General features: G+C 53.1%; 10 protein-coding genes. 5 read left to right on the top strand and 5 right to left on the bottom strand.

What is annotated here, in order from left to right; translation table 11 throughout:
• Positions 1-202 precede the first annotated feature (202 nt).
• Positions 203-1,195, top strand: a complete 993-nt coding sequence (locus tag KNP74_RS09485) for an LLM class flavin-dependent oxidoreductase (RefSeq protein WP_138860177.1) — start codon at positions 203-205, stop codon at positions 1,193-1,195.
• A 41-nt stretch (positions 1,196-1,236) separates the two neighbouring features.
• On the opposite strand, the gene KNP74_RS09480 is transcribed toward KNP74_RS09485, so the two are convergent.
• Positions 1,237-1,548: a hypothetical protein gene (locus KNP74_RS09480; protein ID WP_138860176.1), complete on the bottom strand. Its 312-nt coding sequence runs from the start codon at positions 1,546-1,548 to the stop codon at positions 1,237-1,239.
• Positions 1,549-1,701: 153 nt separating this feature from the next.
• Between KNP74_RS09480 and KNP74_RS09475 the strand changes: the two genes are divergently transcribed.
• Genes KNP74_RS09475 through KNP74_RS09460 form a run of 4 tightly spaced genes read left to right on the top strand, consistent with a single transcriptional unit; the run spans position 1,702 to position 6,941 of the window.
• Positions 1,702-4,884, top strand: coding sequence for an EAL domain-containing protein (locus KNP74_RS09475; protein WP_214764130.1), 3,183 nt, complete (start codon positions 1,702-1,704; stop codon positions 4,882-4,884).
• Positions 4,885-4,898: 14 nt separating this feature from the next.
• Positions 4,899-5,657 (top strand): P-loop NTPase family protein, encoded by a 759-nt coding sequence (locus KNP74_RS09470; protein ID WP_214764129.1) that lies wholly within the window; start codon positions 4,899-4,901, stop codon positions 5,655-5,657.
• Positions 5,644-6,504, top strand: coding sequence for an MBL fold metallo-hydrolase (locus KNP74_RS09465; protein WP_214764128.1), 861 nt, complete (start codon positions 5,644-5,646; stop codon positions 6,502-6,504). The genes KNP74_RS09470 and KNP74_RS09465 overlap by 14 nt, the downstream gene beginning before the upstream one ends.
• Entirely contained in the window at positions 6,504-6,941 is a 438-nt protein-coding gene (locus tag KNP74_RS09460; protein ID WP_214764126.1) for a GNAT family N-acetyltransferase, read from the top strand. The genes KNP74_RS09465 and KNP74_RS09460 overlap by 1 nt, the downstream gene beginning before the upstream one ends.
• A 30-nt stretch (positions 6,942-6,971) precedes the next feature.
• On the opposite strand, the gene guaC is transcribed toward KNP74_RS09460, so the two are convergent.
• The 4 genes from guaC to KNP74_RS09440 all read right to left on the bottom strand — a co-directional run bounded on the left by guaC (position 6,972) and on the right by KNP74_RS09440 (position 13,662).
• On the bottom strand, positions 6,972-7,955 hold the full coding sequence (guaC, locus tag KNP74_RS09455; RefSeq protein WP_138860171.1) for a GMP reductase: 984 nt from the start codon (positions 7,953-7,955) through the stop codon (positions 6,972-6,974).
• A gap of 199 nt (positions 7,956-8,154) precedes the next feature.
• A complete protein-coding gene (locus KNP74_RS09450; protein WP_251130137.1) occupies positions 8,155-10,224 on the bottom strand; it encodes a PAS domain S-box protein in 2,070 nt (689 codons plus the stop codon).
• A gap of 98 nt (positions 10,225-10,322) precedes the next feature.
• Positions 10,323-11,507 carry an MFS transporter gene (locus KNP74_RS09445; protein WP_214764125.1) on the bottom strand — a complete coding sequence of 395 codons (1,185 nt, stop codon included), beginning with the start codon at positions 11,505-11,507 and terminating at the stop codon, positions 10,323-10,325.
• Between the two features lie 145 nt (positions 11,508-11,652).
• Positions 11,653-13,662 carry a catalase gene (locus KNP74_RS09440; RefSeq protein WP_214764124.1) on the bottom strand — a complete coding sequence of 670 codons (2,010 nt, stop codon included), beginning with the start codon at positions 13,660-13,662 and terminating at the stop codon, positions 11,653-11,655.
• Positions 13,663-13,736: the final 74 nt, after the last annotated feature.

The raw sequence follows: 13,736 nt of genomic DNA, 5'->3' as shown, positions 1-13,736 counted from the left end.
TTGCTATGAAGGAATAGCTTCTTCTCGTTCATTATAGAGAAGGGAACGTCGAGCAGGCAACAACTCGTTGTAATTTTCTGAAAAAAGAAAGCGTTATCAAGAGCGAACTATTCGTATTCTCCGGCTCACTTTAGTATGATGACGGCAAGTCTTACAAATTCGAGATATTCACCATATATACTTTAGGAACGGAGCGATACAGATGAGATTAAGTGTATTGGATCAAGCGCCGGTGACATCCGGACATACGTCAGAACATGCGTTACAAAGTGCGGTCGAACTGGCCCAATTGGCAGAAGAACTCGGCTATTACCGAATGTGGATGGCCGAACACCACGGCGGAATGTCGTTCGCCAGCTCGGCCCCGGAAGTCGTCGCGGCTTACATTGCGGCGAAAACAGAACGGATTCGTCTCGGGTCAGGTGGAATCATGATGATGCACTATTCTCCGCTTAAAATGGCCGAGGTGTTCAAGACGCTCAGTGCGCTCGCGCCGGGACGCATCGATTTCGGGGTCGGCCGGGCACCGGGCGGGGACGCCAACGCCATCTACGCGATGTCACAAGGCCAAAAACCGATGATGGACGGCCTGTATGAAAAGCTCGGGACGACACTCCAACTCATCAATGATGAGACGCCAGAGGAACGGTGGTATAAAAATACGCCGGCCGCTCCGACTGGTGTGACGCTGCCTGAGGCGTGGCTCCTGGGGTCGAGCGGGAACAGCGCCATCCAAGCAGGACGGATGGGGCTCGGCTACTCGTTCGCCCAATTCTTTAACGGGGAACTGAGTGTCGCTGCGCTCGACGCGTATCGTCAGCACTTCACCCCGTCCGCATTCATGGAGAAGCCGGACATCAGTGTCACGTATCTCGTGACGACGGCAGAGACGGAAGAAGAAGCTGAATACTTGGCGCGCCCGTCAGACTTATCACGCCTGTTCTTGATGAAAGGCCAGCTCCGTCAATTGATGAGCCCGGAGGCGGCCCACGACTATCCGCTCACCGAGATCGATCAGATTCACATCGCCAACAACCGGAAAATCCACCTCGTCGGGACACCGAAGCAGATTGCGACGCAACTGCAGGAAGAATCGGCCCATTATGGATTTGACGAGGCGATGATTTGCAGTATCCAGCATACACAAGAGAGCCGCTTGAACGTCTATCGGTTGCTCGCCAAAGAACTTCTCTGACGAAAACGCACCTATTCCTAATGGAAAGGTGCGTTTGTCAGTTAGAGGAACAGTTGCATGAGCACGAACAAAGCGACAAGCCCGCCGAGCGAGACGGTAAAAAAGACGGCGACCGAACGTTCGTGATTGCATAAGATTGTATACACCCCCACGACGAACGCACCGACTGCGGCGGCGATGGCCAACATCGAGACGACGGTCGCCCACGTGTTGTCGAATAACGTGTCGACGTTGAACGGTTGAGCGGATTGGACGATGAGGGCAGACAGGAGTAAGAGCAAGAACACCGCAAGTAACAAGAGGACCGACCATTTTCCAGGCCGTGTCTGTGGGGTGACGTTTCGACTGAGCATGATGGTTCACCTCGCTTTTGTGACGTTTATTTATCTATACCCGATTATTGACCGCTCGTTAAAAATGTCTTCCCCTTTTTTTAAACGGTTTCGTGAACAAGACCGGCTAAAACCACTAAACTAGAAGAAACGGAGATTGCCTGGAGGTACAGTATGCAGCAGATGAAGATCGATCCGCACTATTTGTTTGACGTATTCGTTCAATTATACCGGATGGTGTTTTTGATGGAAGTGACGCCTGAGGGATATCGGTACGCACGCGTCAGTGAACAGGGGAAACTGGCGTCCTCGCTCCCGGACGATGTGAGTGGCTTGTATTTACATGATATGTATGCGGTCGATGTCGCCAACGAGTTAATCGGGCATTATGACGAAGTCGTCGCGACGAAGGCACCGGTCTATTTCATGTCGCAGATGAACATCGAGGCCAATACGGCCCGCTTCGCATCATCGGTCCTCATGCCGCTCGAAGATGAGGCGGGTAACGTGCGTTATGTGTTAGGGCTGACGACCGATTTATCGGAAGAGGCAGAGATGAAGCTATTGAGCAGCATCGAGAACATCGATTATTTGACCGGGATGCCGAACTTGATGAAAGTGAAGCTCGAGCTCGAGAAGCTGTTCACGCAACGAGAAGGAGCGGAAGTGACGAGCGTCATGCGGTTGCACATCAACCGGTTTAAAATCATCTTGTCCTTGCAAGGCGTGGAACAATCTCATCGCCTGATTAAAGAGATGACGCGCCATTTATCGGACTTGTTACCGAAAGGCTCGATTATCGGGCGCGTGGACGGAGAAGATTTTATCGCCGTGTTGCCTTACACCTCAATCGAGACGGCGACGATACATGGGGAGCGATTGCTTGCGGCCATCGCAGCGTACACGTACCAAGTGGCCGAGACCGAGTTCGCTTTATCCGGTTGTCTCGGAATCAGCGCGGGGAGCGAGGACGCCGACCGGGTCATCATGAATGCGTCAACGGCGCTCCTCGAAGCGAGACAAGCGGGCAAGCAAATCATCAAAGTGTACGAAAAGGACGATTATGTCCAACATTATATCGATGAGATGACGATTGAGATGGAACTCATCAAGGGACTGAAAGCAGATGAACTGAGCGTCGTCTATCAACCGAAAGTTGGCTGTCAGGACGGGATGGTTCATTTTGAGGCGCTCGTGCGGTGGCATAGTGCGGCGCTCGGTAACGTCTCACCGGAAACGTTTATTAAGATTGCCGAAACGTCGCTCTTGATTGAAGACATTACCGGGTTCGTTTTCGACCGTGTCTGTCGTGACATGATCGAGCAACCGGACCTGTTTGCAGGGCGACGTGTCGCGGTCAATGTATCCCCAGTGTTGTTTCGGCAAGACTATATCAAACAGTTATTACAGGTGCTCGCGACATACGGGTTGAGACCAGAACAGTTCGAGTTTGAGATCACGGAACATACGCTTATGCAAGAACCGCTCCTTGGCATTCAGACGGTCGACTATTTGAAAACGAAAGGCTTTCGCGTGTTGATTGACGACTTCGGCGTCAGCTACTCGTCTCTCAATTACTTGAAGATGTTTGAAATCGACGGCATTAAAATCGACCGCTCATTCATCAGTCAATTAGATAAAGACAACGGCCTGAAAGAATATGAAATCGTCAAATTGATTGTCTCACTCGCTAAAAAATTGAATTTAGAGGTCACGGCCGAGGGGGTCGAGACGGAAGCGCAGTACCGGGTGATGGAACAGCTCGGTTGTGATGAGATTCAGGGGTATTTCTTCAGTCGTCCGCTCCCGCTGAATGATCTCCAACAGGCGCTCGATGCGCTCGTCTATCAACATGCGGCGCTGCGGCAACTCGAGTTGGCCACGACTTCTCCGTCGACGGTACTTGATGAGCAAGAAGCCGAGCGTTTGAAGACGATTCTGCGCCTTGAGATTTTAAACACTCCGCGAGAGGAGCGCTATGATCGGATTACGCGACTTGTCGCGCGCACGCTGAACATGCCGGTCGCGCTCATCTCGATTTTGACGACAGACCAACAATGGTTCAAGTCCTGCGCGGGTCCCTTGCTTGAGAGCCCACACGTGGACCGGGAATGGACACTGTGTGATCGGGTCGTGACGGGCCAATCGTCGGTTGTCATCGAGGATGTGCAGACGTCTGAGGCCGGGACAAACAATCCGTTGCTTGAAAACCTCGGTTTTTATGCCGGTGTTCCGCTCACGACGCGAAGCGGACATGTCATCGGTACGCTTTGTGTGACGGACGAACGAGCTCGCACGTTTGACGAGGCAGCGTTGCAGTCGCTTGAAGATTTCGCGCGTTGGGTCATGGCTGAAATCGAATTGACGGAACAGGCACGGGCCCAGGCACAACGTCAACAGACGCTCGAGTCACTTTATGAGGTGACGGCACTTCATGAACCGTTCGGCAATAAACTAAAACGGATTCAGACGGTGCTCCGCGGCTGGATCGGCTATTCCCATGCCGTCGTCTTCTCGACGGAGTCGAAACATCGCGTCTTATCCGAGGACGGGGAAGGCAAGCTCGACTGGACGAGTGATGCCCTGCAACAACTTCATGCTTTGACGACAATCGGGCACCAAAAATTAGGTCGTGCCGAACTTGTGATCGATGGACTCGAGTTTAGCTCGATGATCAGTCTGCCGTTGTCCAATGATGGCAAGACGTTCGGTTGGGTCGTATTCTTGGCCGAACAGGGTAGCTTGAACGACGTCGTCGATGCCGCGACGATCAACGAGATGACGGATACGATATTGCTCGTGACCCGGTGGATGGAGAACGAGATTCGGCGCGAACGTAAGCATCAAGAAGTCATCGAACTCATCACCCAAGACAGTTTGACGAAACTGGCGAACCGGCACTCGTTCATGACCGACATGCGACAAAAGATGAATCGGAAGCAGTCGGTCGTGCTGTTGTTCATCGATTTGGATGATTTTAAACAAGTAAACGATTCCTACGGTCATCTGATTGGGGACGAAGTGCTCATCGAGACGGCACGACGGATTCGCTCGTTCAGTCAAACGTATGACGGGAAGGCGTATCGCTTCGCAGGCGACGAGTTTTTAATCGTCATTGATGCGGAACGAGAAATAGTTGGAGCAGACCGATTTGAGGAGTTGAATCTTCTCATTTCCCAGGAAATGAACGTCGGAGATGGCTTGTCCTTGCGGTTGTCGGCCAGCATAGGCGTCGCTTGTTCGAAAGACCACGCTTCGCTCGATGCGATGATTCATCACTCGGATGCGGCGATGTACGTCGCTAAAAATTGCGGTGGGGATGGGTATTACGTGTACGACTCCCATCAAGAAAATTGATACGGAGGTATCATATGAGCAAATTATGGCTGATTGAAGGATTACCAGGGAGCGGGAAGACGACGTTTGCGGAAACAATCGCTGCGACAGCGGGCTATACGTTTTATTCGGAAATCGATGCGTCACATCCGGTCGATGTTCATGACGTCTATTGGGTCGAAGCAGACGGTATGACGGAAGGCGAGGTCATCGATCAAGATGGGACAGGTCGATTCATACGATATCGTCCGAACGAACGTCGTTCTGGAGTCGACGTCTATGAGCTGCCGTTCGATATACATGTTGAACTGATGATCGGCCGTTGGCGTCGTTTCGTGGAGCGGGTCAAAGGAGAGGACGGTACGTACGTATTCGAATGTGCCTTCCTGCAAAATCCGTTCACGATCGGTATGGTGGCCCAAGACGTCCCGAACGAGCAGATTGAAGCCTATATCGAGACGGTGGCAGATTTACTGGCCCCGCTCGACCCGACCGTCGTCTATTTAGAGACGGTCGACGTTCCGACCGTGTTTCGCGATGTCTATGCGGAACGGCCGACAGAGTGGCAACGTGGTTTCGTCGAGTATTACACGACTCGCGCTTACGCTCAGGCAAACGGATTGGGCGGGCTCGAAGGGACGATTCAACTGTTGAAAGACCGGCAACGGCGTGAATTGAGCTTGTTAGAGCGTTTGCCGGTCCGGACGATTCGCCTCGTCAATGACGAGCGAGGGGCACTCGAAGCGCTCGACGTGTTACGGAGCAAAGAGGAGGTCAATCATGCAGACACTTAAGCGGCATTCGGAACGGTTTTGGTATATGGACCCAGTCGCGGAGACCGACCGTCCCATTTTAGGGGCTGTCGTCGGAGATACCCATACGCTCATGATTGATGCGGGGAACTCTGAGGCGCACACGAATTTATTTCTAGACGCCTTGACCGAGCGGGGCATCAAACGACCGTCAATCGTCACGTTGACGCATTGGCATTGGGATCATATCTTTGGATTGTCGGCGCTGACTGACACCGTCTCCATCGCAAGCACGGCGACAAAAGCCGGGATGGAACGGTTGCTGCCCTATGCGTGGGACGATGAGGCGTTGGCCGAACGGGTCGAGGACGGACGTGAAATCGCGTTTTGCGCGGAGGCGATCCAACTCGAATATGGAGAAGAGCGATCGATGCGCGTCGTCTTACCGACGCTGACGTTCGATGATACGCTCACCCTCGACCTCGGCGGGGTACACGTCATTCTGAAGCACGTTGGTGGAGATCACGCTGCCGATGCAGTCGTGGCTTATGTGCCAGAGGAAAAGGTGTTGTTTTTAGGGGATGCGCTCTATGCGAACTTGTACGCGCCGACTTGGCGGATGACGCCGGTACGGACATTACGCCTCTTGGATGTACTCGACCAGTTCGAGGCCGAGGCATGCGTCTGGTCGCACGGTCAAGTGGTGACCCGTCCCGAATATGAGAAAGACCGAGACGTCTTGCGCCATTTGGCCCGAATTACCCTCGATTTCCCAGGAAATAAAGAAGCGATAACCGCTCAGTACGAACGTTTGACAGGTCGGGCCGTCGACGAAAAAGTGCAAGAGTTGATCTCGTTCTTCGTAAACGGTTCGAGTGAGGAACTGTGATGGACATCATACGGATACACGATGAGGACGAAGCGTTTCAACAGTTTTTGACGAGTCGATTGCGGATGTTCAATGACACCCACTCGGTGCACCATCGCGAGATTCGCAACGCGGACGTCCCGGTCGTTCAGCTGAAAGTGGAGCAGGACGGGGACGTGATTGCAGGGTTGTTCGGGAGCGTCTATTGGGGCTGGTTCGACTTGGACCGACTCTGGGTCGCGTCAGAACATACGGGAACAGGCCTAGGGAGCCGCCTGCTCGAGGAAGGGGAGCGGTTGGCGCGTGACCTCGGGGCGACGCGCGTCAAATTGACGACGTTCTCGTTTCAGGCGAAGACGTTTTATGAGCGCTTCGGCTATGAGATCGCCGGCGTGCTCCGTGATTATCCGCCGGGTTCGGACTACTATATGATGACGAAGCAACTGACAGCTGATTGAAAAAAGGCGACTCGTGTGAGTCGCCTTTTTTCAATATACTTTATCCCCGTTAAAGATTGAGTTTTTCACCATGACGTAATCGACGGTGCGCAATGCATCGAGATTGTCCCCACCCGAGTAAGAGATAGCCGACTGGAGGTCTTGCTCCATCTCGGTCAACGTGTCTTGGAGCGCCCCTTTATGCTCAACGAACACTTTCTTGCCTTCGACGTTTTTCCGTTCCCCTTTTTGGAATTCAGAAGCCGACCCGAAGTATTCTTTGAGCAATTTCCCATCCTGTTCGAACGTCTCACCCGGAGACTCGTCGTGTCCAGCGAACAGCGAACCGATCATGACCATCGATGCCCCAAAGCGAATCGATTTGGCGATGTCGCCATGTGTCCGGATGCCCCCATCCGCGATAATCGGTTTCGTCGCCGCCTTGGCACACCAACGGAGCGCGGCGAGTTGCCAACCGCCCGTGCCGAAGCCTGTCTTGATTTTCGTGATACAGACTTTGCCCGGTCCGATACCGACCTTCGTCGCATCCGCCCCGGCATGCTCGAGTTCCCGGACTGCTTCCGGGGTCCCGACGTTGCCGGCGATGACGAACGAGCCTGGAAGGTGGTGTTTGATGTGTTGAATCATGCGGATGACCGCGTTCGAATGACCGTGCGCGATATCGATCGTGATGAACTCCGGCGTATGCCCGGCTTCCGCAAGCATCTCGACGAAACGATATTCGTCCTCTTTCACACCGACGCTAATCGATGCATACAACCCGCGTCCATGCATGTCTTCGATGAACTTGAGCCGCGTCTCTGGATGGAAGCGATGCATGATGTAGAAGTAACCGTTCTCGGCCAGCGATAAGGCGACTTTCTCATCGATGATCGTCTGCATGTTGGCAGGCACGACCGGAAGTCGGAACGTAAAGCCCCCAAGCGTCACGCTCGCATCACATTCAGACCTGCTGTCGACGATACATTTTGCGGGAATCAATTGAATATCTTCATAATCAAATACTTTATCCATGTTGTCACACTCCTATTTACGAACAATTAGATTCGTTGAATGATAAATACTTCGTCCATTCGGTAATGTAACGTAAATTAGAGCATATGTCAAAGGGATATAGCGATAAAAGATAAAAATTCTTGATAATCGTTGGTTAATCCTCTTTAATGTTCGTGTTTAGGTACTGTCTTCTGTGTTTCACGTGAAAAAAGACCGCTCAGGAGCGGTCTTCAAAAACGACGTATTGGTTTCGCCCACGGGCCTTGGCTTCATATAGTGCCAAATCCGCGTGTTTGAGCAATTGTTTCGTCGACGTTCCTGGTCGGTAAGGGGCGACCCCGACGCTCGAGGTTGTAACGAACGTATGTCCTTCGATTAACCACGGAAGTTGGAGCGCGGTGACAAGCTTTTCGGCCACTCGTCTCGGCGCATCGGATTCCGTGTAACGGATGAGCACCGAAAATTCGTCGCCGCCAAAGCGAGCGATCACGTCTTGGTTTCGCAAGACATCGGTCAGGCGAGCAGAGAATTGGCGTAGCAGTTCGTCGCCGATGTCATGTCCGAGTGTGTCGTTAATCTGTTTGAAACAGTCGATATCGAGCGAGAGGACGGCGAGAGACTCGTTCTCTTCATCCAATCGCACCAATGTCTCTTCCAAGTAGGCGAGGAAGTAGCGCCGATTCGGCAAGTCGGTCAACGTGTCATGGTAAGCCAGGTGCTTGAGCTGTTTCTCTAATACTTTGCGTTTCATGATCTCCCGCGTGACCGTCAAATAATGGAGCAGCTGGCCGACGTCGTCGTAAATCGCTTGAATCTTCGTCTCGAGCCAAATCCAACGTCCATCCTGGTGCAGGTGACGAAATTCGAGGGTGAGCGATTCGCTCGACGCTGTCATCGTGTCGAGTTGTCGTCTCGCGGACTCGACGTCATTCGGATGGATGAAGTCGAGCGTATTTTTACCCTCGTAAAGCTCGGGCGCATATCCAAGCACGGTCTTGTGGGACGGCGAAGCGTAGCGCACTTGACCGTCACGCTCGAGGATACAGACGAGGTCGCTCATGTTCTCCGTAATGAGGCGATATTGCGTCTCACTTTGGTGCAGGGCGCGCTCCATCTCACGCTTTTCGGTGACGTCGCGCAACAAAGTCATGACGGCAGTCGTGCCTTCGTAATCGATGAGCAGGCTGCCGATGTCCATATGTAGTCTTCGTCCTGTCGGCGTGAGGAGCACGATTTCCGTGTCTTGAACGGGATCACCTTGCCGTAAGGCTTGGAGGCGCGCCTTTGTCGTCTCATGAAATTCCGAGGCGACAAATTTAAAGATTGATTCGCACTCGATATTCGTCTCTCCGATCGTTTCTAGCGCTAGGGCGTTGGCGTATAGAATGACGCCGTCTTTATGAACGATAATCCCTTCCGGAATCGTCTCGATCAGTTGGCGATAGCGACGCTCGCTCTCTTGGGTCGCACGCTCGGCATTTTTCTCCGGAGTATGGTCAATAATGATGGCGAACAGACCCGTGATTCGGCCTCCGACTTCAATCGGAATATTCAAGATGGCCAAGTCGAGGAGATCCCCGGTCTTTTGAAGCGCCGTGATCCCGTATTTGTGCGGGGTGCCGGACAAGGCAAAGCGGAGACCGTCGTCGACGAGCATTCGTTCTGACTCTGGCAACCATGCTAAAAATGACTCGCCTAACAAATCATCTTCTCCGTAACCCGTGATTTGCGTGGCAGCGGGGTTGATCGATTGGACGCGAAACGCGTCATCGAGGACGAAGATGCCATGCGGCGAGTAGCGCCGGAGCGACTCGTGCTGGTCTTTCAGAATCGACAGTTCGAGTTCACGACGCTTCCGCTCCGTCACTTCACGGACGACCGAGATGACGTGTGTGCAGACGCCTGCCTCGTCGAAGACCGGGGTCACCTCGGATTCGTAGTAATGAACCGGTAGTTGAATCTCATGTGAGACGGGTTGGACCGAGTAAGAAGGTTCGGCCAGGCGGTAGTCTTCGAAGACGATACTCTTTCGTTCCCGAACAGCCTCCTCGTAATGTCGTGTGACGAGAGCGGCTGTCTCGGGCGGGACCATGTCCTCGACACGTTTCCCGATATCGGCATCTGTCCAGCCGATCGCCTGCTTCCCCGGCTCGTTTACAAATATATAGCGATAAGTTGAACCGTCCACTTCCATGAAGAAGACAAAATCAGAGATTTTGTCGAACGTTCGGAGGAGGACGGAGGAATAGTGTTGGATTGTCTGGTCGGCGTGCATCATGTCCCTCATTTCAATCAAAAACTTTTCGGCGCGTCATTCTCATATTACCGTAAGTGACGATGAAATGTGTGAACATTCTAAAAAAGACAGGACTGTAAAAAGTCCTGTCAGGCAGCTTGTTTCATTTCGGATCGCTCGTGGCGACCGTTCATCAAGTAATAGAGGAACAACGTAAAGGAGACGACGCCGGCAAGCAACAGATAGAGCGTTGAAAAACCGGTCAACGGAATGAGCAAGCCAATAAAATAAGGCCCGAATCCTAGACCCGCGTCCAAGGCGATGAAGAAGGTCGACGTGGCCATGCCCATCCGGTGAGGGGACGCCGCTTTGACGGCGATCGCTTGTGTGCCGGATTGGATATTCCCGAATCCTAATCCGATTAGCGCCCCGGCGAGTAACAGCATGACTGCGTTGTTTGCTTGGCTCAAGACGAGCATGCCGATCGCAAAGAAGGCGATGGCCGGGTACATGACGATGTTGGCCCCTCGCGCGTCCATCAGGCGCCCGGTGATCGGCCGCGAGATCAGGACCGCAATAGAATAGACAAGGAAGAAAATACTCGCCGCTTCCACGAGATCGAGTTCACTCGCATAGAAATTGATATAAGACAACACGCTCGAGTAACTGAGGGCCGCGACGCCAATGATGAGTGCAATTGGCAACGCATTTGGTTCGACGAAGGCACTCAGTGACAAGCCCCGAACAACTTCCGGATTGTCGGCCTCAGGGACGTTCACGAACAAGGCACTTCCTAGACTGATGAGTCCGACGACGAGACAAGTTAGGAAGATGACCGAGAAGCTCGTGTACTGACTCATCATCAAGCCGACGAACGGGCCGATGGCGGTGGCGAGCGTCGAGCTCATGCTGTAATAGCCGATGCCTTCGCCTTTTCGAGAGCCGGGGATGACCTGGGCGACGATTGTTCCGGTCGCCGTACTCGACAGTCCCATTCCGAGACCGTGAACGAAGCGGGTGAACAGTAAAAAGCCAACGCCGAGGTCGATAAAATAGAGCAAAATTGTCGCCGTGAAGAAGGTGAGACCGATGAGAAGCGTCTTACGCCGTCCAATCGAATCGATCAAGCGTCCGATGAAGAGTCTCCCGACGAGCGTCCCGATAATAAAAATACCGGTGACAAGCCCGGCCTCGCTCGTCGAAGCCCCATATGTGGAAACGGCATGAACGCCGATGGTTACTATTAGTAAGAAAAAGATAAGCGTCAAGAAGAAGTTGACGAGGGAGATGATGAGAAAATCTTTCGTCCATAGTTTTTGTGCGGTCAGTTGCATCGTCGGCCCGCCTCCTGTTCCGTTTGATTATAAATAGTTAATAAACATAACTAAAGTAGTATAACAAACGAAGAGGGGTTTGTCCGAACAGACGCATTCCAATCAAAAAACCAATTCGCTAAAGCGAATCGGTTACGTCGAGCAATTATTGACGGTCCCAGAACCGTCCTTGCGCGATGCCGTCGATAAACGTATCGAAACCATCGAGACTATGTTGTTTGAACGTGTAGACGCCTGGTTGATTTGTCTTCACCCGGCAGCGGTCGAGCACTTCATCGTGGTGCAAATGTAGCGCGAGTGGCTTGAAGTGCTTATACGTGTTCTCGATGAATTCGAGCACGTCGTCCTCGACCGAGGTCGCTGTGCTGACGAGGAAAGCGGCATCGAACAGGCTCGAATCGACCGTATCATACGTCTCTTTCACTTTAAGGTCGCCGAGCGTATACGACTTCTTCCCGACGAGGCTGTAATTGACCTTGTTGTCAGCGAACACCTGGACCCACGCCTTCACTTGCGCGGCATCGACGTCTCCGGCAAGGAGGACGGCGACGCTCTTCGTGTCCGGTTTCGCGATTGTATTGGCCATGCTGAGCGCCGGTGAGGTCTTGTCCGAGACGACTTCATTGTTCTCGTCCGGAAGCTCGACGCCTAAGTTGTCAGCGACGACAGAGGCGAGGTGACGGTCGATGCGATTCAACAAATCGACGGCGTTCTCTTTGACCATGTCCGACTCACATTTGCCGAGCTCGAAGCTGTAAGCGTCTTGAATGTGCTGCTTTTCGACGTCGGTCATGCTGTTATAGAAGAGCTTCGCTTGCGAATAGAAGTCGAGGAAGCTGTCGCTTCGACCACGAATCTTGTGCCCGTCGATTTTCTCTTGATAGTGCTCGAACCCACCTTGCTCGGCTGGAACAGGCTCGGGTTGATTGTTGTTGAGCGCATTTTTGTGGTAGCTTGTCTGTCCTTTATGAACGGCCATCTGATGCATCCCGTCGCGCTGGTTGTTATGGAACGGGCAGACCGGTTTGTTGATCGGGAGTTGATGGAAGTTCGGTCCCCCAAGACGTGATAACTGGGTATCGGTGTACGAGAACAGGCGTCCTTGAAGGAGCGGATCGTTCGAGAAGTCGATCCCCGGCACGAGATGGCCAGGGTGGAACGCGACTTGTTCGGTCTCGGCGAAGAAGTTATCGACGTTGCGGTTGAGCATCATCTTGCCGACGAGTTTGACGGGCACGTCTTCTTCCGGCCAAAGTTTCGTCGGATCGAGAATATCGAAGTCGAACTTGAACTCATCTTCTTCCGCGATAATTTGAAGCCCGAGTTCCCATTCCGGGTAATCGCCTTTATCGATTGCTTCATACAAGTCGACACGGTGGAAGTCGGCGTTCTTCCCGAGCGCCTTCTGTGCTTCGTCCCACACTTGCGAATGGACGCCAAGTTTTGGTTTCCAATGGAATTTGACGAAATGTGCCTTGCCTTCCTTGTTGACGAGTCGGAACGTGTGCACGCCGAACCCTTCCATCATGCGCAGGCTGCGCGGGATGCCGCGGTCGCTCATCGCCCACATCACGTGGTGAGCCGCCTCATGGTTTTGACCGACGAAGTCCCAGAACGTGTCGTGGGCACTTCCGCCTTGCGGCACTTCCGTGTGCGGTTCCGGTTTCACGGCATGGACGAGGTCCGGGAATTTGATGGCGTCTTGGATGAAGAAGACGGGCATGTTGTTCCCGACAAGGTCATAGTTCCCTTCATCCGTGTAGAACTTCGTCGCGAAGCCTCGGACGTCGCGGACCGTGTCCCCAGAACCGCGTGAGCCTTGCACCGTCGAGAAGCGGACGAACACAGGCGTCACTTTCGACGGGTCGTTCAAGAAGTCGGCTTTCGTATAGTCAGCGAGCGACTCGTACACTTGGAACTCCCCGTGGGCCCCGACGCCGCGCGCATGCACGATGCGTTCAGGAATCCGTTCGTGGTCGAAGTGCGTCATCTTCTCACGGAAATGGAAGTCCTCGATGAGCGTCGGTCCGCGTCGCCCGGCTTTGAGCGAAAACTCATCCTCCGCCATCTTTAGACCTTGGTTCGTCGTGAGCCCGGCTTGCTGCTCGTTATCGATCATATGTTGTTTTAATTGCTCTTCCTTCTTGTTCCCCATGTTATTGCCTCCCCTTTAAGTATGCACACGCGCTGTAAGCCACGTTTTGGCCTACTTAACGAGTTTTCCCTAAC

The organism is Exiguobacterium sp. s141 (assembly GCF_018618085.1).
GTDB classification, from domain to species: Bacteria; Bacillota; Bacilli; order Exiguobacteriales; family Exiguobacteriaceae; genus Exiguobacterium; species Exiguobacterium mexicanum_A.
Note: the sequence above shows the minus strand (reverse complement) of the source record. Positions and strands in the feature narration are given on the sequence as shown.